Genomic DNA, 25,724 nt, shown 5'->3' on the forward strand with positions numbered 1-25,724 from the left:
CGAGGCTCATGCTTAGCTGACTAATAATTAGTATTTCTCTATTTTCAGCCTGATCATGAGTGTTTTATGCCGTTAACCGATCAACACCGTTTTGGCATGCAGTTGGCCCAGATGTCACGTGGCTGGCGTGCCGAACTGGACCGCCGTCTGGCGGGTTTGGGGCTATCCCAGGCGCGCTGGCTGGTGCTGCTGCACCTGGCACGTTTCGAAGAACCGCCGACCCAACGTGAACTGGCGCAAAGCGTCGCCGTCGAAGGACCGACCCTGGCCCGCCTGCTCGACAGCCTGGAAAGCCAGGGCCTGGTGCAGCGCCAGGCAGTGCTGGAAGACCGTCGGGCGAAAAAAATCGTCCTCTGTGCCCCGGCTCACCCCCTGATCGAACAAATTGAAACGATTGCCACCCAGCTGCGCCACGAACTCTTCGAAGGCGTGGATGAGGCGGATTTGCGGATCTGCATGCGGGTTCACGGGCACATCCTGGCCAACCTTGAAAAATCTTGAGGCATAACGCCGACCCAGACTTTTGAGATCCCTTGTTGCGAGGACTATAAGAACTACTCGGCAATATCGTGTTCGTACCGGATGTGCGAACACGTGCAGGTTGGTTCTGGTTATCTAAGGGATGCTCATGCTTGAAAGTCGGCTATTGGTTGTTCGCGGTTGTGTCAGGTTGTTGCTCATCGGTGCTGCTGTCACTTACTCGGCATTAGCTCCGGCGCTGGGCCTGGGTGACATCACCGTGCATTCGGCACTGAACCAGCCGCTTCGCGCCGACATTGCCCTGGTAGATGCCGGTGGTCTGGAAGAGGGTGAGTTGTCGGTCAGCCTGGCGACGGCAGACGAGTTCAGCCGAGCCGGTGTCGAGCGGGTGGTCTTCCTCAACGACCTGAAGTTCACCCCCGTCCTGAAGGGTAACCACAGCTTCATCCGTGTCAGCTCCAATAAAGCGGTCAATGAACCGTTCCTGAATTTCCTCGTTCAACTCAATCAGCCCAATGGCCAATTGCTGCGTGAGTACACGGTGCTGATCGATCCACCGGGCTCACCGGAAATTGTGCCTGCCACCGATGAACCGGCGGCGATACCCTCACCTTCCGCATTCCCGAATGTTCAGCCGGCCGTCGCACCGCTCCCTGCACGCAAGGAAGCGCCCAAGCTTGCCGCAGCCCCGATGATTGATCCTGTCGCGGAACAACTGGCCGCCAGCGAGCTGCAAAATCAGCAATTGCAGGCAGCCGTCGATGAACTCAAGGCGAAGCTTCAGGCGCAGGACGAACAGATCGCTGCCGATAAAAAACAGGTCAGTGAGTTGCAAACCCGGTTAGCGGAAGTTCAGCAGGCAGCGGTCCAACCCGCTGCACCCGCCGTTGCGACGCCAGAATCCATGGTTGCAGAGGAGTCCGGGTCTCGCTGGCCTTTGATTTTCGGGTTTCTAACAGTGATGGCGTTAGTGGTGCTCGGGTGGTTTGTCCGGCGTCGGCGTCAGCTGATTGAGGACGCCCCTGAATCCTCTTCAAAACAGGAGCCTATGTTGGAGCGAGCGGTGGAACCTCGCATGCCGCCGTCCGTGACACACGCAGATCCTGAAGAGACCGCGGCGGGCGATGTGCTGGAAGCGGTCGACATCTATCTCAGCTACGGCCGATTAACCGAGGCGGAAGGCTTGTTGCGCGAGGCGATGGTCAAGGAACCTCAGCGCACCGATCTGGCGGAAAAGTTGTTGGAGGTGTTGGGCAAGCAAGGTGATCTTGCAGCGTACGAAGCGCAGGAAGCCAGCCTGCGACACAGCGGGTTAAACGCACAAAAACTCCACGATATCCGCGCTAGGCACCCAAAACTGAGCGTCGTCACTCCGGTCGCCGTGGGGGCTTCAGCGATAGCGCCCGCCGATGAGTTCCAGTTGAACCTCGATGATCTGTCGATGGACGCCTCCTGGGACCTGACCAGTCCATTTGAAAACCCGCCATCAACGCTGGAAGCCGAGATCGAATGGGTCGCCGAACCTGACTCTCAACCCCTCGACGACGCCTTTCTCGCCGAATTCACTGAGCCCGTGCGGTTGCTGCAACTTGAGCCGCTGAATCTGGAACCGACCGAGCCGAGCAACGCTGGCAAGCTGGAACAAGCCCAGACCTGCATCGATGATGGTGACGTCGACAGTGCCATTGAATTGCTGAACGAGTTGCTCAAGGAAGCTGATGAGCCGCTCAAGCAGACAGCCCGAACCTTGTTGGCCGGTATCCGATAATTTTGTCGATCGAGGTCCAGTGCGGCGAGGGAGCTTGCTCCCGCTCGACTGCGAAGCAGTCGTAAAACCGCTCAACGCGGTGTGCCTGAATTTACGTGGTTGCTGGACTTGGGCCGCTTCGCAGCCCAGCGGGAGCAAGCTCCCTCGCCACGGGTGTTAAGCTGACGGCATTCAAACATTACACAGGGATCATGCGTTTCATGACCGCAAACAAACCCGAAATCATCATCACCTACTGCACCCAGTGCCAGTGGCTGTTGCGCGCGGCCTGGCTGGCCCAGGAACTGCTCAGCACCTTTGGCGACGACTTGGGCAAAGTGTCCCTGGTGCCCGGCACTGGTGGGGTCTTTCATATTTTCTGTGACGATGCGCAGATCTGGGAGCGCAAGGCTGACGGCGGTTTTCCCGAGGCCAAGGTGCTCAAACAGCGGGTCCGCGATCAGATCGATCCGGACCGCGATCTGGGTCACAACGACCGCACTCAGTGAGACGTGGCTTCCGCTGCAACGGCGTTCTTGTTTGAACCGGTGGAAAGCCGGCTGGACACCACAATCGCAACGATGATCAACGCACCGCCCAGCAACATGCGCAGGGTCGGGTTTTCGTCGAACAACAGCCACGCCATGGTGATGCCGTAGACCGGCTCCAGGGCAAACACCACGGCGGCGGTTCGTGCCTTGATCACGGCGAGGCTGGCGACGAACAGGCTGTGGGCGACGCCGGTGCAGAACACGCCGAGCAGGCCGATCCACAACCAGTCGATGGCGCGAACTTCGCTCAACTGGGGTGCCGCCACCGGCAGCAGGCACAGGGCAACGACCACGTTCTGGCACAGTGCGGCCTGCACTGGCGGAATACGTCCGGAGCTGGCGCGGTTGGTCAATGACAACAACGAGAACAGCAAGCCGGAAGCGACTGACCACAGCAGGCCGGTGGTGGCGTCGCTGGCCAGATTGAACTCTGGTGTCACCAGGACCAACCCGATGGTGACCAGCGTTACCAAAAGGATCTCGTTGAGGCGAATCCGCTCGCGGAAAATCAGTCCTTCGAGGATCACGGTAAAAGCCGGGAAACTGGCAAACCCCAAGGTCGCGATGGCCACGCCGGCGATCTTCACTGAAATGAAAAAGCTCACCCAGTGCCCGGCCAGCAACAAGCCACTGAGCAACAGGCGACGCCAGTCCACGGCGGCGAGTTTGTGCCAACGGGTCTGGCTGGCAAATCGTGCAAAAAAGGTCAGCGCCAACACCGCGAACGCCGCGCGGCCGAATACGATGATCGCCGGCGACGCGGCGGCGAGTTTGCCGAACACGCCGGTCAGGCCGAACATCAGTGCGCCAATATGCAGGGCGCCAAGGGCGGTACGGGGAGTCATTGCAATCCTTGGTAAACGTATCGATCGAGCCAACAACACCGGCCCCTGTAGGAGTTGCCGCAGGCTGCGATCTTTTGATCCTGTTTTTTTAATATCAAGATCAAAAGATCGCAGCCTGCGGCAGCTCCTACATTGAACGTGGAAATGCTCGTTATGTCTGTCGGCAAACTATCGTTCTTTGTCGCCAGCCTCGCGCCGTAATTTTCCGGGTGATACGCCGAACTCCCGCAGTACAGCAGCGGCAAAGGCACTCTGGGAGCTGTAACCCACCCGCGAGGCAATTTCGCCAATGGCTAAAGTTGACTCTCGCAACAATCCCACAGCCTTGTGCAGCCGACGACTTCGAATGTAATCCATCGGCGTCTGCCCGCATTCGGCGACGAACCGTGCATGCAAGCGAGCATTGGAAAGGCCGGCCACGCGGGCCAGATCGGCGACCTGTAACGGATAGGCCGCGTATTGGTCGATGTGCGCATTCAGCGCGGCATATGGCAGGCGTCGAGCGACTACGCTGTCAGGCCTGGCGCTATTGAGGCTGGCCAACAACAGCACCGCGCCCTGTTGCGCAATCAGCGGATCGTCGACAGGACTGTTCGCCAGCCATTGGACTAATTGGCTTTGCCCGGCATCCAGTGACAACCGACCGGCGTTATCGAGCAAGCGTCGGCTCGCGTCGGCATGGTCACCCAGCGATTGGCACACCCATTGGTCCCCGGGAATGTCCAGCACCAGGCAACGACTGCCATTGGCGCTGCCACAGGCATGATGCGCGCCGGACGGCACTACCGCGAAACTCTGCTGAACCACCTGACTGCCACGCCCGTCGACCTCGAAATCCAGCGCACCCGAGAGCCCGAACACCAGTTGTGCATGCTCGTGGCTGTGGACGATCAGGTCGTGGGTGTATTGGCGAAGGGTGAGGATCGGTCTCATCGCAGGTCTCCCGTGTCAGGGCGCCAGTCTACACCGGGGCAGGCCCGTGAGCGCTGTCACAAGACTGACTTGCCGTTGTCATGGACCATTAACTCGACCGGCGCAAGCTTGCCAAAACTTGTCCTGAGGGTTGCCCATGACCAGCGCCGAGCTCGCCAAACCCAGTCGTAAGCAACGTGTGCGGACCTTGTGGATTTCCGATGTGCACTTGGGCACTCGCGATTGCCAGGCCGAGCATTTGTCGCAGTTTCTCAAGGGCTATCACGCGGACAAAATCTACCTGGTCGGCGACATCATCGATGGCTGGAAGCTGCGCGGCGGCATGTACTGGCCCCAGGCGCACACCAACGTGATCCGACGGTTGCTGACCATGGCCAAGCGTGGCACCGAAGTGATCTACGTCACGGGCAACCACGACGAATTCCTGCGCCGCTATTCGAAGCTCATTCTGGGCAACATCCAGTTGGTGGACGAAGCGGTGCATGTGACCGCCGATGGTCGGCATCTGCTGGTGATCCATGGCGATCAGTTCGACGTCATTACCCGCTATCACCGCTGGCTGGCGTTTCTCGGCGACTCGGCCTACGAATTCACCCTGACCCTCAACCGCTGGCTCAACCATTGGCGCGCCCGTTATGGTTACGGTTATTGGTCGCTGTCGGCGTACCTCAAACACAAAGTGAAAACTGCGGTCAGCTTCATCAGCGACTTCGAAGAAGCCATCGCCCATGAGTGCGTCAAGCGCGAACTGCATGGCGTGGTGTGCGGGCACATTCACCATGCCGAGATTCGCAAGGTGGGCGAGGTGGACTACCTCAACTGCGGCGATTGGGTGGAGTCGTGCACGGCGCTGATCGAGCATTGGGATGGCACGATCGAGTTGTATCGGTTGGCGGATGCCCAGGCGCGGGAGGCAGTGTTGAAGTCATTGAAAATTGCCGAGCCGGCATGAAGAGCAAAATCAAAAGATCGCAGCCTGCGGCAGCTCCTACAGGGAAATGCATTCCTCTGTAGGAGCTGCCGCAGGCTGCGATCTTCAGGCAGTCGAATGCTCTTCCATCGCCGCCTTGTAAATCGAGTTCTTCGGCTGCGCAAACAACCGCGCCATCATCGGTTCAAAGAAACTCAGCGGCAGGGTGTCATACGCCGGGTCAAACGCTGCCGCATCGTACTTGGCACAAAACTCAATGGTCGTCTGGTATTGCGGGTGGTCGCTGAATTGCTCGCGCAGGTGCCGGTCCATGCCCAGGTGATGGAAGAAGTAGTAGCCCTGGAAAATCCCGTGCTTCTCCACCATCCATAAATTCTCGGCACTGACGAACGGCTTGAGGATCGCCGCAGCGATGTCCGGATGGTTGTAGGAGCCCAGGGTGTCGCCGATGTCGTGGAGCAGGGCGCAGACCACATATTCTTCATCGCGGCCATCACGCCAGGCACGGGTGGCGGTTTGCAGCGAGTGGGTCAGGCGATCCACCGGGAAACCGCCAAAATCACCCTCCAGCAGCTTCAGGTGCGCCACGATCCGGCTCGGCAATTGACGGGCGTAGGCACTGAAATCCGCGGCGATGATCGCCCAGTCTTCCTGCGTGCCATCTTTCATATGGGTGAAACGGGCATTGGCATTCATCGGCAATCCTCTTGTGATCTAGAACGGCACGCGTCCCAGAATCATGTCCCGATACATGACGAAATCGCCGAGCAGGCTGTAGAAAGGGTGCTGAAAGGTTGCAGGACGATTCTTCTCAAAGAAGAAATGTCCGACCCAGGCGAAGCTGTAACCTGCGACCGGCAACACCCACAACAACATCCAGGCACCACGACCGATGGTCAGCGCCAAAATGAAAATAACCAGCGTGGTCCCGATGAAGTGCAGTCGTCGGCAAGTGCTGTTGCTGTGTTCGCTGAGGTAATACGGGTAAAACTCAGCGAAGCTGTTGAAACGCTTGATGTTTTCCACGACCGCGGTCTCTGTGGTTATTGTTCTGGCTGCAAGTTGTTCTGCGGGTAGCTTATTTGAGTCTAGAGTGATCATTGGCGCCAGCCAGTGACAATAGGCGCCACTTTAGTATCCTTCGGTAAATTCGCCGCGACAGACGGCTCACCAAGACAGTAAACGCCATGAGCGAAAGAACGACTTCTGCAAGCTGGGCAATGGGGATTGTCAAAGCACTGGAAATGGACGGCCTGGATTGCCGGGCTCTGTTCAAACAGCTGGGGCTTGACTTCGCGGCACTGGATGATCCGGATGCCCGCTTCCCGCAAGATTCCATGACACGACTGTGGCAACGTGCGGTTGAGCTGTCCGGCAACCCGGCGATCGGCCTCAACATGGGCAAAGTGGTGCGACCGGCACAGTTTCATGTGACCGGCTACGCCTTGATGTCCAGTCAGACCCTGGCCGAAGGCTTCAAGCGACTGGTGCGCTACCAGCGGATCATTGCCGAAAGCGCTGATCTGAGTTTCCGCCTGCTGGATGAGGGCTACGCGTTGATCCTGACCGTGCACGGCGATCATCTGCCGCCAACCCGGCAAAGCGCTGAAGCCTCGCTGGCCTGCGCCCTGGCGCTGTGCGGCTGGCTGACCGGGCGCACGCTGCAGCCGCGCAAAGTGCTGGTGCAGGGCGATCAACCGGCCAATCTCGAACCTTACAAGCAAGCTTTCCATGCGCCGCTGGTGTTCAACGCGCCGTACGATGCATTGATTTTTGAACGCGCGGACATGGAAGCGCCGCTGCCGACCGCCAACGAGGCCATGGCGCTGTTGCATGACCGCTTTGCCGGCGAATACCTGGCGCGGTTCTCCGAGAGTCGTGTCACGCACAAGGCGCGGCAGGTATTATGCCGATTGCTGCCCCAGGGCGAACCCAAACGCGATGCGGTGGCGCAGACGCTGCACCTGTCGCAACGCACCTTGCAGCGGCGTTTACAGGAGGAGGGCACAAGTTTTCAGACGTTGCTCGACGATACCCGTCGTGAGCTGGCCGAGCAGTATCTGGCGCAACCGACCATGACCCTGCTGGAAATTGCCTACCTGCTGGGGTTCGCCGATCCGAGCAACTTCTTCCGCGCCTTCCGCCGCTGGTTCGACGCCACTCCCGGCGAGTACCGGGCGCGGTTGCTGGAAACGCCTGCGCCGGTCAGTGACGCCAGAACGCCGGAATACACAGCACAAACACCGTAATGATCTCCAGTCGGCCCAAGAGCATGCCGAACGAGAGAATCCACTTGGCCGCGTCCGGCAGGGAAGCGAAGTTACCTGCCGGGCCGATGGTCTCGCCCAGTCCCGGGCCGACGCCGGAAACGGTACTGGCCGCGCCGGTGAGGGCGGTCATCCAGTCCACACCGAGCAGCGACAGCAGCAGCGCGATCACGCAGATGGTGATGGCAAAGAAGAACGAAAAGGTCAGGATCGACCGCACAATCTCTTCGTCGAGTCGGTGACCGTTGTACTTCTGCTTGATCACCGCGCGGGGGTGAATCAACTGGTTAAGGTTGGCCTTGAGCAGGATGTAGGCGACCTGGAAACGGAAAATCTTGATCCCGCCCGCCGTCGAACCGGAACAGCCGCCAACAAAGCCCAGATAGAAGAACAGCATCAGCGAGAAATTTCCCCACAGGCTGTAGTCCCCCAGTGCGAAACCGGTGGTCGTTACCACTGACGTCACGTTCAGCGCCACATGTCGCAGCGCTTCCAGCCAATGCAGCTTGGTGGTCCACCAGTACCAGGTGCCCAACACCAGCCAGGTCACCAGCAACATGCCGAGCAAACCTTGAACCTGTTGATCCTTGATCAACGCGCGGCGGTTACCGCGCAGGGTCGCCACGTACAGGGTGAACGGCAGGCTGCCGAGAATCATGATGACGATTGCAACCCAGTGCACCGCCGGTTGCGTCCACTTGGCCAGGGATTGGTCCGAGGTGGAGAAACCGCCGGTGGAAATCGCCGACATCGCATGGTTGATCGCATCGAACGGGCTCATCCCAGCCCACCAGAACGCCAGGCTGCCGAAAATGGTAATGCCGACGTAGGCCGCTACGATCAATCGCGCCACCATGTGCGAACGGGGCATGACTTTTTCGGAACGGTCTGACGACTCGGTCTGAAACAGCCTCATGCCACCGATGCGCAGCAGTGGCAGAATTGCAACCGCCATGCCGATAAAGCCGATGCCGCCGATCCAGTGCAGCAATGAGCGCCACATCAGGATGCCGGGGGACATGTCGTCCAGGTGATTAAGGACTGTCGAACCGGTGGCAGTGATGCCGGACATGCTTTCGAAGAACGAGTCGGTATAGCTGATGTGTTGGGTCAACAAAAACGGCAGTGCGGCAAAGATGCACACCACCAGCCAACTGCTGACGGTCAGCAGGTACATGTCCCGTGGTCGCAGGTGTACGTGCTCGGGGCGTCCGGGAACGACCATCGCCAGGCCGGCGACAAAGGTGATCATGCTGGCCCAGAGAAACGAAGGCAGGTCGCCGGTGCGATCGAAGATCACCAGCGTGGCCATGGGCACGACCATGGCGATAGCCAGGGTTATCAGGAAGATGCCGATGATGAAACCAATGAGACGTAAGGTCGGCAACGCCATGAATTCCGCTCGGCTGAAATAAGGAAGGGCGCCATTCTACCTGCGGGGCAGGGCATGTAAACCGGCACTCTGAAGGTGGATACCGCTAGAATAGCCAAACATTTTTTTCAGGAGGTGGCCGATGCAGGCTCTCGACGTTTTGCTCAACCGTGTTTCCGTCCCGCGACTGATCGAGCCGGCCCCTACCCAGGAACAGCGCGAAGCGCTGTTTGGCGCCGCCATGCGGGCTCCGGATCACGGTCATTTGCAGCCTTGGCGTTTCCTGACTGTCGAAGGCGCGGCGCGTGAGCAAATGGGCGAGTTGCTGGCTGAAGCGGCGAAGCAGCAGGACGGCGAAGTCACTGAAGCGGCGATCGACAAGGCGCGCAACGGTCCACTGCGTGCACCGCTGGTGGTCGTGGTGATTGCGCGTGTGCAGGATCACGTCAAATATCCGAAGTCCGAGCAGTTGCTGGCGGCGGGTTGTGCGGCGCACGGGATTTTGTTGGCGGCCTATGCGCAAGGGATTGGCGCGGTGTGGCGTACGGGTGATCTGGCTTACTCGCCGCATGTGGCCAAGGGGTTGGGCCTGGCGGAAGGGGAGGAGGTGATTGCGTTTCTTTACCTTGGCACGCCGCAGAAAGAACCTCGGGTAGCGGAGAAGGTTGATCTGGCGGAGTTTGTCAGCGCCTGGCCCGGTAAAGCCTGACACCGCAAAACCTGTAGGAGCAAGCTTGCTCGCGATGGCGGCAGAAGCTTCAACACTGAAGTGACTGATAGACCGCTATCGCGAGCAGGCTCGCTCCCACAGGGGTTCAAGGTTGGACGACGGCCCCCGGCACCAACGGCAATTCCAGACTGGCAATAAACCCACCCTCCGGATGATTGGCCAGCACCAGACTCCCGCCGTGGCGCTCCGCCGCTCGGCGTGCAATGGCCAATCCCAAACCATGCCCCGCCGCTGTCTGCCCCGGCGCTCGGAAGAACGGCTCACCGAGCTGATTCAAATGCGCCGAATCGACCCCCGGCCCATGGTCGCGCACGGTCACCACAATCCGCTCCCCGTGACGCAACGCCTGCATTTCAATCGGCAGGCCGCCCACCGGATTGAAGCGTTGGGCGTTACGCAGCAGGTTGTCGACGGCGCGCTCGATCATGGTCGGCCAGCCTTTCAGACTTAGTTGCGTCTCGGCCTCGAGATGGACGAGTTGATCCGGTGAACCCAGTTGCGCATCTTTTTGCAGGGTGTTGAGCAAAGCGTTGAGATCCACGTCTTCAGCGCTGGCGTTGTCGGCATCGACCCGCGCCAGCACCAGGATTTCACTGATCAGCGCTTCGAGCCGGTCGCATTCGCGAGTCAGGCGCGGCCAGAGTTTTTCCCGCTCTTCCGGATTGGCCCGCTCGGCCAACGCCAGCGCAATGCGCAGCCGGGCAAGCGGGGAGCGCAGTTCGTGAGACACGTCCCGCAGCAATTGCCGTTGGCTGCCGATCAGGCTTTGCAGGCGTGCGCCCATGCGGTTGAAGTCGTTGGCCAGCACGCCGAATTCGTCGCGGCGGTTGGCCAGTTTGACCAGGCTGTTTTGCTGGTAAGTGGTTTGCCCAAGGTCATGCACCGCGCCGCGCAATCGGCTGAGCGGGCGGGTGATGGAAAAGGTCACCAGCAGGCTGAACAGGGTCAATACCACAAGGGCGATACCTAGCGCACTCAACGGCCACAGCAAGCTTTCGCGATGCCAGGCGTCGAGTTCCGGGTGTGGAATGCGGTAGATGAACAGGTAGGTGTCACCACTTTTGTCGCTGGTGAACTCATCGGTGAGGCGCCGCCACGGCAGGCGACGATCATCGTTGTTCTGCCGCGCCTCAAACGCCGCCGCGCGCCTTGGGAAGGTGCCGCGCACCACCGGGTCGCCGCTCTCGTTGAGCACCTGGACGTCGATATGATATTGGCGTTTGCGCTGCTCAAGAATGTCCTGGGCTGCATCTTCGCCCTGGGTTTCGTAGGTCTGCGTCCATTGCTCGGCCAGCGTGTTAAGGCCCGGATGGCGACTGAGTATCCACGCGTCCTGGTTGAGCATGTGCCCGAGCAGAATGGAGAGCCCTGCAACCAGAGCGATGGCCAGCCAGAAGCTGGCCAGAATCCGCCAGAACAATGAGCGCACAGAAAATCCTCAAACAAACATAAATCCATGTAGGAGCGAGCCTGCTCGCGATGGACGTCAACGATAACGCGGGGGATCAGGCAACAGGTGTTGTCTATGCGCTTTTCGCGAGCAGGCTCGCTCCTACAGTAGATCAAAAGCAATGAGGCCCAACGGTGTTCAACCGTTGGGCCTGGGGTTAGCGCATTATTGCGCTTTTTGTGCCTGTTGCGCTTTCCAGGCCTTGAACTCGGCCCATTCGGCGCGACGCTCAGCTTGTTTCTTCTGGATCTCGTCGAATTGCTTCTGTTGATCCGGCTTCAGCAAGGCGCGTACGTCGGCTTCAGCTTTTTTGTGGTTGGCAGCCATTTCGTCTTTCATGGCTTTCTGATCGGCTGGCGAGAGTTTTTCCAGGTACTTGTCGACCACTTGCTTACGCTCGTGCATCTGCTCGCCCATGATCTTGCGGATCTGTTCACGCTGTTCGCGGCTCAGGTCCAGTTGGCTGTACGGGCCTTTGCCGTGCATGCCGTGCATCTGACCGCCGTGGCGCGAACCGTCCATCGGGCCACCCATCGGGCCGGCGCCTTCAGGCATGGCCATGGCAACGGTCGGCAGAGCGGCGGCGAACATCAGAGCGATAAGAGTCTTGCGCATGGTGAATCTCCTTGTCTCATTCCCGGTACGTTCCGGATGAGTTCAGATTACGCAGATCAAGGTCAGTGGCGGTCAGCGGTACGTAAAGCTTGGGTAAAGATGGTTTTCCGCCGACCTGACAAACATCAACCCCGTAGGAGCTGCCGAAGGCTGCGATCTTTTGATTTTGTTTTTCAAGATCAAGATCAAAAGATCGCAGACTTCGGCAGCTCCTACGGGGACCGTGTAAAAGCCGGCTTGCTGGCGATCCAGGCGACGCGGTGTGTCAGAGGCTGTAGTAATAACCGCGGCTACGCAGCGCAACGATGCGCGGACGGCCATCGGGGTGCGGGCCGATCTTCTTGCGCAGGTTGCTGACGTGCATGTCGAGGCTGCGGTCGTACAGGGTCAGCTTGCGGCCGAGGGCGATTTGCGCCAGTTCCTGTTTGTCCAGTGGCTCGCCGGGCTGCTTGAGCAAGGCTTCCAACAGACGGCTTTCGGAAACGGTGAGGGTGAATTCCTGTTCATCGATGCTGACCACGCCACGCACCGGGCTGAAACACAGGTCGCCCAGTTCCACCTGGCTGGACACCGCCGCCGGGTGGCTGCGGCGCAATACGGCGCGCAGGCGGGCGGTCAGTTCCCGAGGGTCGCAGGGTTTGGCCAGGTAATCGTCGGCGCCGAGTTCCAGGCCGAGGATGCGGTCCAGCGGTTCGCCGCGGGCCGACAGCATCAGCACCGGCAAGTCCGGATGATCGCTGCGCAACTGCTTGAGCAATTCCAGGCCGCTGCCATCGGGCAACATCACATCCAGCACCACGGCCGCCGGGGAGGTTTCGGCCAGCGCCCGACGAGCGCTCTGGCCATCGTGACAGGCGCGGACCTGAAACCCTTCCTGGCTCAGCCAACTGCTCAGGAGCTCGCACAGCTCCTGGTCATCATCAATTAGTAACAGCTCGCTCATGACTCACTCAATTTAGCCATTGTCGACGTTTTCGACTTGCCCCACTGGCGAAGATACCGCAGAGCAGGGCCAATAGCGCTACTCCGGCGCCGATGACAAACCACTGCTGCTGATCAGTCAACAAGCGCGGTATCGAACTGCCGGCCTGCACTTCCTTGAGTTGCAGCTTCAGACGCTGGTTCTCCTGGCGCAACCGGACCAGTTGGGCGCTTTCGCGTTCACCATCGGCTGTTTGCAATTGTTTGTTCAGCTCTTCCCGTTGCCGCTCGCTTTCCTTCAAGCGTTGCTGCAACTCGTTAATCTGGGTGCCGGCGCTCAGGGACAGCGGCGTCGAGCTTGCGCCCTCGGCGTGTTCTTCACCGTGGGCGGGGGCCACGATCGACAACGTGACCAACATCAGACACAACGGACCTTTGCGCATCGCGACTCCTGGTTCCAATACGAGTATTGGGGAAGTTGTCGGCCGGCAAACGAGAATAATGAGCGATTGAGAGCGCGATGAACCGACAAGGTTCACCGCGCAGAGAGGAAATTACGGCAGGACTTGCTTGAACGGCTTGACCGAAACGTTGGCGTAGACGCCGGCGGCGATGTACGGATCGGCGTCGGCCCAGGCCTGGGCGGCGCTCAGGGAGTCGAATTCGGCAACGATCAGGCTGCCGGTGAAACCCGCCGCGCCCGGATCATTGCTGTCGACCGCCGGGTGCGGGCCGGCCAATACGATACGACCTTCGCCCTTGAGCACTTGCAGGCGCTCAAGGTGAGCAGGCCGTGCGGCCAGGCGGGCTTCCAGGGAGTTGGCGACGTCTGTGGCAATGATTGCGTAAAGCATGTCAGTCCTCGGTTTTCGGCGTTGTGGTATCGGCGTCGTGCAGATGGCGGGACAGGTAGATGCCCTGGCCGACCAGGAACAGCAAAGTCATGCCCAGGCTGCCGAAGACCTTGAAGTCGACCCAGTAGCTCTGGAAAGTGAACGCGACGAACAGATTGGCGGCGCCGCAAAACAGGAAAAACGCGATCCAGGCGATGTTCAGGCGCGTCCATACAGCATCAGGCAGCGTCAGTGCGTGGCCCATGATGCGTTTGATCAGCAGTTGTTCACCAATGAAATGACTGCCAATGAACGCCAGTGCGAACAGCCAGTTCACCACCGGGGCTTTCCATTTCAGGAAGGTTTCGCTATGGAAGGCCAGAGTCAGGCTGCCGAAGACCAGGCAGGCGATGAGGGTCAGCCACTGGCTCTTCTCCAGCTTGCGCTGTTTGATGAACAGCGTGCCGTAGACCACCAGGGAGCTGATGATCAGCATCGCGGTGGCGCTGTAAATACCGCCTACAGTTACCTCGTGGCCGGCGATGTCGACGACCCGTGGATCGATTTTGAAGACGATGAAAAACAGCAGGAGCGGGATGAAATCGATGAATTGTTTCACAGTGGCAGCCAGAAGCAGGATGTGGCGGCATAATAACAAACATATGGGCGCGCGATAGCGCCAGCTGATTTGAGGTTACAAAGCCCTGTGAATGTTGATTTGCACTGCCATAGCACGGCCTCCGATGGCGCCCTGGCGCCTGCGGTTCTAGTCACGCGTGCGTTCGAGAACGGCGTGCGAGTCCTGGCGTTGACCGATCACGACACCCTTGAAGGCCTCGAAGAGGCGCGCAGCACGGCGAATTCGCTGGGCATGCAACTGGTCAACGGTGTCGAGTTGTCCTGCACCTGGGGTGGCGCGACCATTCACGTGCTGGGCTACGGTTTCGACGTCAACGCCCCACCGTTGGTCGAGGCGATTGCCAAATTGCACGAGGGACGCTGGCTGCGCTCCGAAGAAATCGGCCGCAAACTGGCGCTGAAAGGCATGCCCGGCGCGCTGGAAGGCGCCCGGGAAATCCAGAAGGAACTGGGCGACAGCGGCAACGCGCCGGCCCGTCCGCACTTCGCCGACTGGATGGTGCGCGAAGGTTTCGTCAAGGATCGCGCCGAAGCGTTCCGCAAATGGCTGGGTGCCGGCAAGCTGGGCGACGTCAAGCAACACTGGCCGACCCTGGAAGATACCGTCGAAACCCTGCGCGCGGCCAAGGCCTGGGTCAGTCTGGCCCACCCTTGGCACTATGAATTCACCCGAAGCAAACGTCGGCGCCTGATTGCCGACTATATTCAAGCAGGGGGCCACGCAATCGAGGTGGTCAATGGCTTTCAGCCTGCCGAGCAAGTGGGCAGCCTGGCCATTCTGGCCCGCGAGTTCGGTCTGCTGGTCAGCGCCGGCAGTGATTTTCATGGCCCTGGAGGCTGGTCTGAGATCGGTGAGTACCGCCCGATTCCGGAGGATCTGCCACCCCTGTGGTGTCGATTCAAACATGACCCAATTATTGCCGCCGTCTGAACAGGTAGAGAATGTGAGTCAATTTTTCCAGATTCATCCGGAAAACCCGCAAGCGCGCCTGATCAAACAGGCTGTCGAAATCATCCGCAACGGCGGGGTGGTGATTTATCCCACAGACTCGTCCTACGCCATTGGTTGCCAGATCGGCGACAAGAACGCCGTGGAGCGCGTGCGCCGTTTGCGCGGGCTGGATGACAAGCACAACTTCGCGCTGATTTGCAGCGACCTGTCGCAACTGGGGCTTTTCGCCAAGATCGACACCGGTCTGTTCCGCTTGCTCAAGGCGCACTTGCCTGGGCCGTACACCTTTATTCTCAACGCCACCCGCGAAGTCCCGCGGCTGTTGTTGCACCCGAAAAAACGCACCATCGGCCTGCGGGTGCCCAGCCATCCAATTGCCCTGGCCTTATTGGAAGAGCTCGGCGAACCGCTGATGAGCGTGACCCTGATTTTGCCCGGCGATACTGATCCGTTGACCGATCCCTATGAAATGCGCCAGTTGCTCGAGCATCAAGTCGACCTGATCATCGACGGCGGTTTCGGCGGGATCAAGGCGTCTACCGTGATCAACCTCGCCGATGGCGAGCCGGAAGTGATTCGCGTCGGTTGCGGCGACCCCACGCCGTTCATGGCCGAGGCCTAGATGTCCGCAGTCGAACCCGTCGACAGTCAGGCCGGAGCCCAGCAAGAGCTGCCCTTCGCCATGGTCTATGGCCAGGCGGTTCTGGAAATGCCGCTGGACTTGTACATCCCGCCGGATGCGCTGGAGGTGTTTCTCGAAGCCTTCGAAGGCCCGCTCGACCTGCTGCTGTACCTGATCCGCAAACAGAACATCAACATCCTCGACATCCCGGTGGCGGAAATCACCCGCCAGTACATGGGCTACGTCGAGTTGATGCAGTCGGTGCGCCTGGAACTGGCCGCCGAGTACCTGGTGATGGCCGCGATGCTGGCCGAGATCAAGTCACGGATGCTGTTGCCGCGCGCCGAAACCGTCGAAGACGAAGAAGACGACCCGCGCGCCGAACTGATCCGCCGCTTGCAGGAATACGAGCGCTTCAAGGCGGCCGCCGAAGGCATCGACGGCCTGAGCCGTGTCGGTCGTGACGTGGTGGTGCCCAAGCTCGATGCCCCGGAAGCGCGTGCGCGCAAGCTGTTGCCGGACGTGCGTCTGTCCGAGTTGCTGTTGTCCATGGCCGAGGTGCTGCGCCGTGGCGACATGTTCGAAAGCCACCAGGTCAGCCGCGAGGCGCTGTCCACCCGCGAGCGCATGAGTGATGTGCTGGAACGGCTCAAGGGCGGCGGATTCGTGCCGTTTGTCGAGCTGTTCACCGCTGAAGAAGGGCGCCTGGGGGTGGTGGTGACCTTCATGGCCATCCTCGAACTGGTCAAGGAATCTTTGGTCGAGCTGGTGCAGAATGAGCCGTTCGCGGCGATCCACGTGCGAGCCCGAGCCGAATAACGAGTCGAATCATGAACCTGAGTGAACCCCGCGAGCTGGCACCTTTGCTCGAAGCCTTTCTGTTGGCCTCGGGAAAACCGCAATCCCTGGAGCGCCTGTATGAACTCTTCGAAGAGGGCGAACGGCCCGAGCCGCCGGTTTTCAAGAAAGCACTGACGATTCTCGCCAAGTCCTGCGATGGCCGCGCCTTCGAACTCAAGGAGGTTGCCTCGGGCTATCGCCTGCAAATCCGCGAAAAGTTTTCGCCGTGGGTCGGTCGTTTGTGGGAAGAGCGCCCGCAACGTTATTCCCGCGCAATGCTCGAAACCATCGCCCTGATCGCCTATCGCCAGCCGATCACCCGGGGCGAGATCGAGGACGTGCGGGGCGTGGCGGTCAACAGTCAGATCGTCAAAACGCTGATGGAGCGCGAGTGGATCCGCATCGTCGGTTACCGCGACGTGCCGGGCAAGCCGGCGATGTTCGCCACCACCAAGGCGTTTCTCGATCACTTCAACCTGAAAAACCTCGACGATCTGCCGCCACTGGCCGAACTGCGCGAACTGGAGCCCGATCCGGTACTCGATTTCGACGACGCGCCGGTGCCACCAGGCTTGCAAGAACTGGCGGACGCCAGCGCCGAGCCGGAAGAACCCAAGGAAGAGACCAGTTTCCATACGCTGTTGCTGGAACTGGACACCATGGAGGAGGGGCTCAAGACTGACTTCGATGACTTGTTGCGCGATGGTGAGGCGTCCGAGCCTGATGCGGAATTCGCTGACGTTCAGCCGGAGACCGAAGTCGTGCAGATCGAAGCGGAGTCTGAGCCAGAAATCGAACCTGAGCAGGAAGACGACATCCTCGGCGTTGCCGAAGCGCGCGAAAAACTCCTCGCTGCCGTCGCTGCCCTGGAACATCCGAAACCCGAGCTCAGTGACGAAGAAGCCGAAGCGCTGGCCCTGGCCGAAGCCATCGAAGCCGAACGCCGCGAGTTCGAAGACTGACCTAGATCCCGTAGGAGCCGGCTTGCTGGCGATCGCATCACCGCGTTCACTCAGATACACCGCGTTGACCGCATCGCTAGCAAGCCAGCTCCTACAGAAGGCCTACAGCGTCCGCACCACCGATCGGCGGAAAAACCAGGATCGCCGGCAAGCCGAGCGCCGCGAGTTCGAAGACTGACCTGGATCCCGTAGGAGCCGGCTTGCTGGCGATCGCATCACCGCGGTCACTCAGATACACCGCGTTGACCGCATCGCTAGCAAGCCAGCTCCTACAGAAGGTCGGCACCCCCGCTATCACCGGCCGGCGGAAAAGCCAATAACCTTGCATTCATCAGCTAGTCTCTGATGCGCGAACGCCCGCATGAGCGTATGATTCGCGACCCTTCGGCGATCCCTTCGCCCAAGTACCCAGTTTTCAGAACACACCGGGAGGTGCCCAGATGAGTATCAAAGACCAGAAAGACGACCAGGAAATCGGCCCAGCAGGCGAAAAACTGCAGAAAGTCCTCGCCCGTATCGGCGTCGGCTCGCGCCGTGACGTGGAAGCCTGGATCAGTCACGGCCGCATCAAGGTCAACGGCAAAGACGCCACCCTTGGCCAGCGCGTCGACATGCACGACGCCATCACCATCGATGGCAAGGTGATCAAGCGCGAAGAGGCTGCCGAGTCGGTCCGCCGCGTGATCATGTACAACAAGCCCGATGGCGAGATTTGCACCCGTGTTGACCCGGAAGGTCGTCCGACCGTGTTCGACAAGATGCCGAAGCCGAAAGAAGGCCGCTGGATCAACATCGGTCGCCTCGACATCAACACCACCGGTCTGCTGATGTTCACCACCGACGGTGAGCTGGCCAACCGCCTGATGCACCCTTCCTACGAAATGGACCGTGAATACGCGGTACGTGTGCGTGGCGAAGTCGATGACGAGATGATCGAGCGCCTGAAGGCTGGTGTTGTCCTTGAAGACGGCCCGGCCAAGTTCACCGACATCAAGCAGGCACCGGGTGGCGAAGGTTTCAACCACTGGTACCACTGCGTGGTGATGGAAGGTCGCAACCGCGAAGTTCGTCGTCTGTGGGAATCCCAGGGCCTGGTGGTCAGCCGTCTGAAGCGCGTGCGTTTCGGTCCGGTGTTCTTGAACTCCGACCTGCCGATGGGCCGCTGGCGCGAAATGAGCCAGTACGAAGTCGACATCCTGAGTGCCGAGGTCGGCCTGACGCCGGTCGCGATGCCGCAGATGAACGCCAAGAGCAAAGACAAGCTTGACCGGATGCAGCGTAAATCGTCGCGGCCGATGGCCAAGACCGAGCGCGTGCGTACCCTGCGTCCAGCCGCTGCTGCGCCGGGTGCACCCGCTGCTCCACGTGCAAGCCGCGAGCCGCATATCGAAGGCGAGCGTCCAGGCCGCAAACCTGTTGCGCGTCAGGACGGTGAGCGCGGCCCGCGTACTCCGCGTCCGGCCAATGGACGTACCGAGCGTGGCGAAGGCCGCGGTACACCGGTAGCTGATCGCCCAGCCGACACCAAGCGCCCGGCCAAGCCTGCGCCGAAGCGTCCGGGGATCAAACTGGTCGAGGGTGACAAGCCGTCGGGCAAGCGCCGCGGCGCACCGGCCGGCTCCGGTCAGCGTCCAGGCTTTGGCCGTCGCAAGCCTGAGTAAGCGGTAAGCTGCAAACAAGGTTGGCATTTTTTGGGGGGGGGGGGCACGCGCGCCACAGCATTGCGTTGAGCGTGAGCTCAACCAGTTTTGCTGTGGTGGCCACGCTGGTGACCAGGAGGTGAAAGTCCTCTACACCCCCCCGCAAGGGGAAGTGTTAGCCGGAGCAAGGGTGTCGCGGGCGACCGCGGATCTGCAGGATGTCCGAGGCAAATGTATGGTCAGCCCATCTTCTGCAACCATGGACGATGAGCGCAAGAGCATGCTTGCGCTAATGTATCCGGGATCATGTTGGGCAGTTGCGCTTCCCCGCCCTTGAAGACTTTCCCGATGTCTCGGGCCGGGCTAACCATCTCATTAATGCTGGCCTGACGAACAGGAAGAGGATTAGGCGGCGTCTAGATACTAATCCTCGCGAAATGAGCTTTACCGCGTGTACCTGGCCGAGCTTCCTGCCTTAGTCACGGCACTGGGTCCTGCCTCATCGACGAGAAGAATGTAGTTATCCCCGCCCCATCAGGCTTAAATCCCCGAAATATCCGATCAGAAATAAAAGTGGCAGCTTAACTGATTGGAGTTATCCAACTGGACGCCTTTTTTATATGTGGATTTAAGAGCCGGCGCGGGAGCAAGGGCTGTTCATTACATCGAGTTCATGCTAAAAATCCGATGTTTGCCAATCCGACTGTAGCGTTCGCGCAACAAGGGGGCATTACCGCGCCCCTCCATATGGATTGAGCGTTTTTATAGTCATTTGCAGGTAAGGTTTTCCATGAAGGCGGTAATTCTGGCGGGTGGGCTGGGCACGCGTATTTCTGAAGAGTCTCATCTGCGCCCCAAGCCAATGATCGAAATTGGTGGAAAACCGATTCTCTGGCATATCATGAAGCTCTACTCTTCTTACGGAATTAATGATTTCGTGATTTGCTGTGGCTACAAGGGCTATGTGATCAAGGAGTACTTCGCCAACTACTTCTTACATATGTCCGATGTTACCTTCGATATGTCCAATAACACCATGGAAGTTCATCAACGCTACGTCGAGCCGTGGCGTGTGACACTGGTAAATACGGGTGAAGATACCTTGACCGGGGGGCGCCTGAAGCGCGTCCGCGAGCACTTGGACAATGAGCCGTTCTGTTTTACCTATGGTGACGGTGTGTCGGATGTGAATATCCGCGAATTGATCGATTTTCACGATGCGCATGGCAAGCTTGCTACGGTCACTGCTATTCAGCCACCGGGAAGGTACGGCGCTTTGAATATGCAAGGCAGTCAGGTTAACAGCTTCCAGGAAAAACCGGCCGGTGATGGCGCGTGGATCAATGGCGGTTACTTTGTACTTGATCCGTCGGTCATTGATTACATTACTGACGATCAATCCAGCTGGGAAGCCGAGCCGCTGATGCAATTGGCTGTTGAGGGTAATCTCATGGCTTATCAGCACAGTGGTTTTTGGCAGGCGATGGATACTTTGCGGGACAAAAATCATCTCGAAGATTTGTGGAGCAAGGGTAATGCGCCCTGGAAGCGGTGGGCATGAGACAGTTCGGCGATCTCTATCGGGGCCGCAAGGTCTTGCTCACCGGGCATACGGGTTTTAAGGGCAGTTGGTTGGCGACCTGGCTCTGCGAACTCGGAGCGCAAGTGACCGGTCTGGGTCTGGCGCCTGAAAGTGATCCGGCTCACTGGGATCTGCTGAACAACCTATCGATTGATTTACGCGGTGACATTCGCGATTCGGCGGTGGTTCGGGATGCATTCGAGCAAGCGCAGCCGGAAATCGTTTTTCACCTTGCGGCCCAGGCGCTGGTGCGTCGTTCCTACCGCGATCCGCTGGAAAGCTGGTCGACCAATGTGATGGGCACTGCCAATGTGCTTGAGGCCTGCAGGCTAACGCCTAGTGTGCGGGCGGTAGTCGTCGTCACGACGGACAAGGTATACGCCAACAATGAGTGGTCTTGGGGGTATCGTGAAAATGACCGCCTCGGCGGCCATGACCCCTACAGTGCTTCCAAAGCAGCCAGCGAACTGGTTGTCGACAGCTATCGAAAGGCTTTCTGGGGCAGTGATGGTGCACCGCTGGTCGCCTCGGCACGTGCCGGTAATGTCATTGGTGGTGGCGACTGGTCCGAAGATCGTCTGATCTCTGACCTTGTCAGGGCCGTTCACGCCGGCGAGTCCCTGGAAATCCGTTCTCCCCAATCGACCCGACCTTGGCAGCATGTACTTGAATGCCTGTCCGGTTATCTTTTGCTTGGGCAGCATCTTCTGACACTCAATAAGGCTGCTGCGGTGGGATGGAACTTTGGTCCCGCGCCCCACGACAACCGTACGGTTGCAGAGGTATTAACAGTACTGCAGAAATATTGGCCCGAACTCGCCTGGCATACCACATCGGCTCCGCAGCCACACGAAGCCAACCTGCTGTACCTCGACTGTGCACAGGCGAAAGCTCGTCTGGGTTGGCAGCCGGTCTGGAGCCTGGAGCAAAGCCTGGAAATGACGGCTGACTGGTACCGTCACCAATCCTCCACAGGTCAGGCGATCACCCGTGAACAACTGGCGAGGTATATCGACGCAGCAGCACAAGCTGGCTGTGTCTGGATTGGCTCATGATTATCCGGCCTACAGCTATTAACGGAGTCCTGGTGGTTGAAGCCCAGCCTTACCAGGACCACCGTGGTGCTTTTAGTCGCTTGTTCTGCGAAAAAAGCCTGACTCAGGCTTTAGGTTCGCAACATATTGTACAGATCAACCATTCTCGTACATCCACCGTGGGTGCCGTGCGAGGACTGCATTTTCAGCGTGCCCCTCATGCTGAGATGAAAATGGTCCGCTGCCTGAAAGGGCGCGTGTGGGATGTGGCCGTTGACCTGCGCGCAGGCTCCCCGACTTTTTTGCAGTGGCACGCTCAAGAACTGAGCCCGCAAGCCGATCATATGTTAGTGATTCCTCAAGGCTGCGCGCACGGTTTTCAAGTGTTGGAAGCCGAGAGCGAACTGCTCTATCTGCACACCGCTTTCTACGAGCCGGCGGCCGAAGGGGCTGTTCGTTATGATGACCCTCGATTGGGAATCACCTGGCCATTGCCTGTCACCGATCTTTCCGAGCGCGACAAAAATCACGCTTTGTTATCTAACGAATTCGCTGGACTTCATGTATGAAATGTCGCCACTGTTGTGAGCCGCTGCAGCGTACTTTTCTGGACCTGGGTTATGCTCCACCGTCCAATTCGTACCTCAGCGAGGCGGAGTTGAGCGCCCCGGAGATCTACTTTCCACTCAAATTGAAAGTGTGCGAGAACTGCTGGTTGGTGCAGACCGAGGATTACGCTCAGGCAGATCTGTTTTTTTCCAAGGATTACGCCTACTTCTCGTCCACTTCGACCAGTTGGCTCGAACATGCGGCTGCTTATTCGAAGGCTATGATCGAGCGCTTGGGCCTCGGAACTGACAGCTTCGTCATTGAAGTGGCTTCAAATGACGGTTACCTGCTGAAGAATTTTCTGGCCGCCGATATCCCGTGCCTTGGTGTTGAGCCAACCGCCAGCACGGCCGCTGCTGCGGAAAAAATCGGTATTCCAGTGTTGCGTGAGTTTTTCGGTGAGGAACTGGGCAAGCGGCTGGGGAAAGAGGGCCGACAGGCCGATCTGATTGCCGGCAACAATGTTTTTGCCCATGTGCCGGATATCAATGACTTCACTCGTGGCTTGAAAGCGGCTCTGAAACCGGGGGGAACCATTACGCTTGAGTTCCCGCATCTCATGCGTCTGATCCAGCATACCCAGTTCGACACTGTGTATCACGAGCACTTTTCCTATTTGTCGCTCTACACGGTAAACCGGATTTTTGCGCAGGCTGGTCTGCGGGTCGGTGATGTTGAAGAGTTGCCGACCCATGGGGGTAGCCTGCGTGTCTACGGCTGCCATGCTGAGGACAGTCGCAGTGACGGCCCTGGCGTTGCTCGTCTTCTGAATGCCGAGTTAGAGTTCGGGCTGCGGGATCTCGAGGTTTATCGAGGTTTTCAAGTGAGGGCCGATGAAGTCAAGAATGGTCTGCTCAGTTTCCTGATCGAGCAGAAGCGCGCGGGCAAGCAGGTCGTGGCGTATGGTGCTGCTGCCAAGGGCAACACGCTGTTGAACTATGCAGGCGTCAAACCAGATCTCCTGGCCTATGTGTGTGATGCTGCGCCGTCCAAGCAAGGTAAATACCTTCCCGGGAGCCATATCCCGGTTTACTCGCCACAGAAACTGAAAGAAACCCAACCCGACACCGTGGTGATTCTGCCCTGGAACATCGCCGACGAAGTGATCAGGCATCACGGCTACGTCAGAGAATGGGGCGGACAGTTTGTCAAAGCTGTTCCCGCGCTGGAGGTCGAATGAGCGAGCGGATTTTCTACACCAAGCCTTCGATTACCGAACTGGAAGTCGAGTACGCCACTGACGCGGCCAGAAATGGTTGGGGCGACAAGTGCTACGAATATATTGTGCGTTTCGAGAATGCATTCAAGGCCCACCTCGGCGTTGAGTATGCGATTGCCACATCGAGCTGTACGGGGGCCCTGCACATGGGCATGGCGGCCTTGGGCATAGGGCCAGGTGACGAAGTGATCATGGCGGACACCAACTGGATCGCCACCGTTTCCCCGGTCGAGCATCTGGGTGCTACGCCCGTATTCGTCGATATTCTTCCCGACACCTGGTGCCTTGACCCCGAGCAGGTCGAATCAGCCATCACCGCTAAAACCAAAGCCATTGTCGCGGTACACCTGTACGGTAATCTCTGCGATATGGATCGCCTGCTGGAGATCGGCGAGCGTCATGGTATTCCCGTGATCGAGGACGCGGCCGAGGCGATCGGTTCTCAGTATCACGGCAAGCGGGCTGGCAGCATGGGGGCTTTTGGCAGCTTTTCTTTCCATGGCACCAAAACCCTGACGACGGGCGAAGGTGGCATGTTCGTCACCAACGATGCCACCCTCTACGAGAAAGTACTGACACTTTCGAACCATGGCAGGGCCAGAGGGCAGACCAAGCAGTTCTGGCCGGACGTAGTTGGCTTCAAATACAAGATGTCGAATATTCAGGCGGCGATCGGATGTGCGCAAACGGAGCGCATTGACGACTTGATCCGGCGCAAGCAGGAGATCATGAGTCTCTATCGGGAAGGGTTGAAGGCCTACTCGGGCATTGCACTCAATGCGCAGCCTGAAGGAGTGATTATTGGCGCGTGGATGCCAACAGTCGTATTTGCAGAGCATACCGGGATGACCCGTGAGCGTTTGCAGGCGGCTTTTCAGGCAGCCAATATCGACGCTCGGGTATTTTTTCACCCGCTGTCCAGCTTACCGATGTTCGAACCGCGGGCTGAGAATGTGAACGCTTATTCCATTGTGCGTCGTGCAATGAATCTGCCGAGTTATCACGACCTGACCGCTGTTGAACTAGAGCGGGTGTGTTCGGTTTTTTCGACATTGTAATGTCTTCAAATTGGTCGAGTATTCGTAGACCCTGATCCAGAGCGCGCCATGAATAAATACTTGAGGCCAGAGCAGATTACCGAGTTTGAACGCAATGGCGTTTTAATTATTCGGAATTTTTATAACGAGTTCGACATTGGGGCGGTTCAGCGCGGAATCCACGATGTCATTGGTCAGGTCATGTTCAAGTACGGTATTGCCGATCTGAGAGGCGCTTATAACCCGTTGGAGTTCGACAAGGGTTATCTGGACCTGATCAAAATAAATCGCTGCTGGGGCGGCGAGATCTATGATGCGGTGAAACAAATTCCTGCCTTCATGCGACTGGTTGCACATCCTCGGCACGAGTCGTTATTTTCGGAACTGAGGCTAGGGTCTATTCCAGGTATTGCGGCGGGGGGATACGGTATTCGTATCGATTGCCCTTTCGAGGACAAATACCGTGCGATGTGGCATCAGGAATACCCCGCTCAGCTGCGAAGTGTGGATGGCCTGGTTTTCTGGAGCCCACTACTCGATGTGACCGAGGCGCTGGGGCCGGTAGTGTTCTGCCCTGAGTCGCATAAGCTGGGACCGTTGCCTGTTTGTAATGCCGACCCCGAGGGCGCAGGGCGTTCCGGTGCTTACGCGTTGATGATTAAAGACGAGCAACGGTACCTGGAAAAGTACAGCAAAATCGCGCCTCTGACTTCTCCGGGTGATCTGGTCATCATCGATTTCATGCTTTTGCATTGCTCTGGTTATAACAAGAGTGATCGGGCGCGCTGGTCCATGCAGTTCAGATACTTCAATTTTGCAGATCCCGTCGGCCGTTCACACGGCTGGAAAGGGTCGTATGCAGCCGGCGTTGATTTTCGCGCCGTACATCCAGAGTTATTTCACGCGGAGTAAA

28 protein-coding genes are annotated in these 25,724 nt (G+C 58.7%); 17 read left to right on the forward strand and 11 right to left on the reverse strand.

Annotation, left to right across the window (positions count from 1 at the left end; translation table 11 throughout):
• Window positions 1–66: 66 nt before the first annotated feature.
• The 3 genes from NL64_RS00505 (at window position 67) to NL64_RS00515 (ending at window position 2,736) form a co-directional block, all read left to right on the forward strand.
• Entirely contained in the window at window positions 67–501 is a 435-nt protein-coding gene (locus NL64_RS00505) for a MarR family transcriptional regulator (protein WP_034146213.1), read from the forward strand.
• A 127-nt stretch (window positions 502–628) separates the two neighbouring features.
• A complete protein-coding gene (locus NL64_RS00510; protein ID WP_034146403.1) occupies window positions 629–2,248 on the forward strand; it encodes a FimV/HubP family polar landmark protein in 1,620 nt (539 codons plus the stop codon).
• 200 nt (window positions 2,249–2,448) lie between these two features.
• Entirely contained in the window at window positions 2,449–2,736 is a 288-nt protein-coding gene (locus NL64_RS00515) for a SelT/SelW/SelH family protein (RefSeq protein ID WP_034146404.1), read from the forward strand.
• On the opposite strand, the gene NL64_RS00520 is transcribed toward NL64_RS00515, so the two are convergent.
• Both NL64_RS00520 and NL64_RS00525 read right to left on the reverse strand, forming a co-directional pair.
• Window positions 2,730–3,623, reverse strand: a complete 894-nt coding sequence (locus NL64_RS00520) for a DMT family transporter (RefSeq protein WP_034146214.1) — start codon at window positions 3,621–3,623, stop codon at window positions 2,730–2,732. The genes NL64_RS00515 and NL64_RS00520 overlap by 7 nt on opposite strands.
• 168 nt (window positions 3,624–3,791) lie before the next feature.
• Entirely contained in the window at window positions 3,792–4,556 is a 765-nt protein-coding gene (locus NL64_RS00525) for a helix-turn-helix transcriptional regulator (protein ID WP_034146215.1), read from the reverse strand.
• A 136-nt stretch (window positions 4,557–4,692) separates the two neighbouring features.
• On the opposite strand from NL64_RS00525, the gene NL64_RS00530 reads away from it, so the two are divergent.
• Complete coding sequence (locus NL64_RS00530) at window positions 4,693–5,508, forward strand: UDP-2,3-diacylglucosamine diphosphatase (protein WP_034146216.1); 816 nt, start codon at window positions 4,693–4,695, stop codon at window positions 5,506–5,508.
• 84 nt (window positions 5,509–5,592) lie between these two features.
• Here NL64_RS00530 and NL64_RS00535 read toward each other — a convergent pair whose 3' ends face one another.
• Window positions 5,593–6,183 carry an HD domain-containing protein gene (locus tag NL64_RS00535; RefSeq protein ID WP_034146217.1) on the reverse strand — a complete coding sequence of 197 codons (591 nt, stop codon included), beginning with the start codon at window positions 6,181–6,183 and terminating at the stop codon, window positions 5,593–5,595.
• A gap of 18 nt (window positions 6,184–6,201) precedes the next feature.
• Complete coding sequence (locus NL64_RS00540; RefSeq protein WP_034146218.1) at window positions 6,202–6,513, reverse strand: DUF962 domain-containing protein; 312 nt, start codon at window positions 6,511–6,513, stop codon at window positions 6,202–6,204.
• Window positions 6,514–6,674: 161 nt separating this feature from the next.
• On the opposite strand from NL64_RS00540, the gene NL64_RS00545 reads away from it, so the two are divergent.
• Window positions 6,675–7,736 carry an AraC family transcriptional regulator gene (locus NL64_RS00545; RefSeq protein ID WP_080757817.1) on the forward strand — a complete coding sequence of 354 codons (1,062 nt, stop codon included), beginning with the start codon at window positions 6,675–6,677 and terminating at the stop codon, window positions 7,734–7,736.
• On the opposite strand, the gene NL64_RS00550 is transcribed toward NL64_RS00545, so the two are convergent.
• A complete protein-coding gene (locus NL64_RS00550) occupies window positions 7,693–9,147 on the reverse strand; it encodes a TrkH family potassium uptake protein (protein WP_034146220.1) in 1,455 nt (484 codons plus the stop codon). The two genes, NL64_RS00545 and NL64_RS00550, sit on opposite strands and share 44 nt — an antisense overlap.
• Before the next feature lie 121 nt (window positions 9,148–9,268).
• On the opposite strand from NL64_RS00550, the gene NL64_RS00555 reads away from it, so the two are divergent.
• The gene (locus tag NL64_RS00555) at window positions 9,269–9,835 is read left to right on the forward strand and encodes an NAD(P)H nitroreductase (RefSeq protein WP_034146221.1); all 567 of its coding nucleotides are present in this window, start codon (window positions 9,269–9,271) and stop codon (window positions 9,833–9,835) included.
• Window positions 9,836–9,941: 106 nt separating this feature from the next.
• On the opposite strand, the gene NL64_RS00560 is transcribed toward NL64_RS00555, so the two are convergent.
• The 6 genes from NL64_RS00560 to NL64_RS00585 form a co-directional block, all read right to left on the reverse strand.
• On the reverse strand, window positions 9,942–11,285 hold the full coding sequence (locus tag NL64_RS00560) for a sensor histidine kinase (protein ID WP_034146222.1): 1,344 nt from the start codon (window positions 11,283–11,285) through the stop codon (window positions 9,942–9,944).
• A 186-nt stretch (window positions 11,286–11,471) separates the two neighbouring features.
• A complete protein-coding gene (locus NL64_RS00565) occupies window positions 11,472–11,921 on the reverse strand; it encodes an LTXXQ domain protein (protein ID WP_034146223.1) in 450 nt (149 codons plus the stop codon).
• Between the two features lie 265 nt (window positions 11,922–12,186).
• A complete protein-coding gene (locus NL64_RS00570) occupies window positions 12,187–12,864 on the reverse strand; it encodes a response regulator transcription factor (RefSeq protein ID WP_034146224.1) in 678 nt (225 codons plus the stop codon).
• Window positions 12,865–12,871: 7 nt separating this feature from the next.
• Window positions 12,872–13,285, reverse strand: coding sequence for a translation initiation factor 2 (locus tag NL64_RS00575; protein WP_034146225.1), 414 nt, complete (start codon window positions 13,283–13,285; stop codon window positions 12,872–12,874).
• A gap of 111 nt (window positions 13,286–13,396) precedes the next feature.
• Complete coding sequence (locus tag NL64_RS00580) at window positions 13,397–13,696, reverse strand: YciI family protein (RefSeq protein ID WP_008156126.1); 300 nt, start codon at window positions 13,694–13,696, stop codon at window positions 13,397–13,399.
• A gap of 1 nt (window position 13,697) precedes the next feature.
• Entirely contained in the window at window positions 13,698–14,294 is a 597-nt protein-coding gene (locus NL64_RS00585) for a septation protein A (protein WP_034146226.1), read from the reverse strand.
• Between the two features lie 87 nt (window positions 14,295–14,381).
• Here NL64_RS00585 and NL64_RS00590 point away from each other — a divergent pair, with 87 nt between their 5' ends.
• The 11 genes from NL64_RS00590 (at window position 14,382) to NL64_RS00645 (ending at window position 25,723) form a co-directional block, all read left to right on the forward strand.
• Entirely contained in the window at window positions 14,382–15,245 is an 864-nt protein-coding gene (locus NL64_RS00590) for a PHP domain-containing protein (RefSeq protein WP_034146227.1), read from the forward strand.
• A gap of 13 nt (window positions 15,246–15,258) precedes the next feature.
• On the forward strand, window positions 15,259–15,888 hold the full coding sequence (locus NL64_RS00595; protein WP_034146405.1) for an L-threonylcarbamoyladenylate synthase: 630 nt from the start codon (window positions 15,259–15,261) through the stop codon (window positions 15,886–15,888).
• 120 nt (window positions 15,889–16,008) lie between these two features.
• Complete coding sequence (locus NL64_RS00600) at window positions 16,009–16,707, forward strand: segregation and condensation protein A (RefSeq protein WP_172668628.1); 699 nt, start codon at window positions 16,009–16,011, stop codon at window positions 16,705–16,707.
• An 11-nt stretch (window positions 16,708–16,718) separates the two neighbouring features.
• Complete coding sequence (gene scpB, locus NL64_RS00605) at window positions 16,719–17,690, forward strand: SMC-Scp complex subunit ScpB (protein WP_034146229.1); 972 nt, start codon at window positions 16,719–16,721, stop codon at window positions 17,688–17,690.
• 440 nt (window positions 17,691–18,130) lie between these two features.
• Window positions 18,131–19,351 carry a 23S rRNA pseudouridine(2605) synthase RluB gene (gene rluB / locus NL64_RS00615; RefSeq protein ID WP_034146231.1) on the forward strand — a complete coding sequence of 407 codons (1,221 nt, stop codon included), beginning with the start codon at window positions 18,131–18,133 and terminating at the stop codon, window positions 19,349–19,351.
• A gap of 769 nt (window positions 19,352–20,120) precedes the next feature.
• The gene (gene rfbF, locus NL64_RS00620; protein WP_034146232.1) at window positions 20,121–20,891 is read left to right on the forward strand and encodes a glucose-1-phosphate cytidylyltransferase; all 771 of its coding nucleotides are present in this window, start codon (window positions 20,121–20,123) and stop codon (window positions 20,889–20,891) included.
• Window positions 20,888–21,967, forward strand: coding sequence for a CDP-glucose 4,6-dehydratase (gene rfbG / locus NL64_RS00625; protein WP_172668625.1), 1,080 nt, complete (start codon window positions 20,888–20,890; stop codon window positions 21,965–21,967). Before rfbF ends, rfbG begins: the two co-directional genes overlap by 4 nt.
• Window positions 21,964–22,515 (forward strand): dTDP-4-dehydrorhamnose 3,5-epimerase, encoded by a 552-nt coding sequence (gene rfbC / locus NL64_RS00630; protein WP_034146234.1) that lies wholly within the window; start codon window positions 21,964–21,966, stop codon window positions 22,513–22,515. Before rfbG ends, rfbC begins: the two co-directional genes overlap by 4 nt.
• Window positions 22,512–23,735 (forward strand): class I SAM-dependent methyltransferase, encoded by a 1,224-nt coding sequence (locus NL64_RS00635; protein ID WP_034146235.1) that lies wholly within the window; start codon window positions 22,512–22,514, stop codon window positions 23,733–23,735. The genes rfbC and NL64_RS00635 overlap by 4 nt, the downstream gene beginning before the upstream one ends.
• Complete coding sequence (locus NL64_RS00640) at window positions 23,732–24,832, forward strand: DegT/DnrJ/EryC1/StrS family aminotransferase (protein WP_034146236.1); 1,101 nt, start codon at window positions 23,732–23,734, stop codon at window positions 24,830–24,832. The genes NL64_RS00635 and NL64_RS00640 overlap by 4 nt, the downstream gene beginning before the upstream one ends.
• Window positions 24,833–24,880: 48 nt before the next feature.
• Complete coding sequence (locus NL64_RS00645) at window positions 24,881–25,723, forward strand: phytanoyl-CoA dioxygenase family protein (RefSeq protein WP_034146237.1); 843 nt, start codon at window positions 24,881–24,883, stop codon at window positions 25,721–25,723.
• Window position 25,724 lies beyond the last annotated feature (1 nt).

It is taken from the genome of Pseudomonas fluorescens (assembly GCF_000802965.1).
GTDB classification, from domain to species: domain Bacteria; phylum Pseudomonadota; class Gammaproteobacteria; order Pseudomonadales; family Pseudomonadaceae; genus Aquipseudomonas; species Aquipseudomonas fluorescens_A.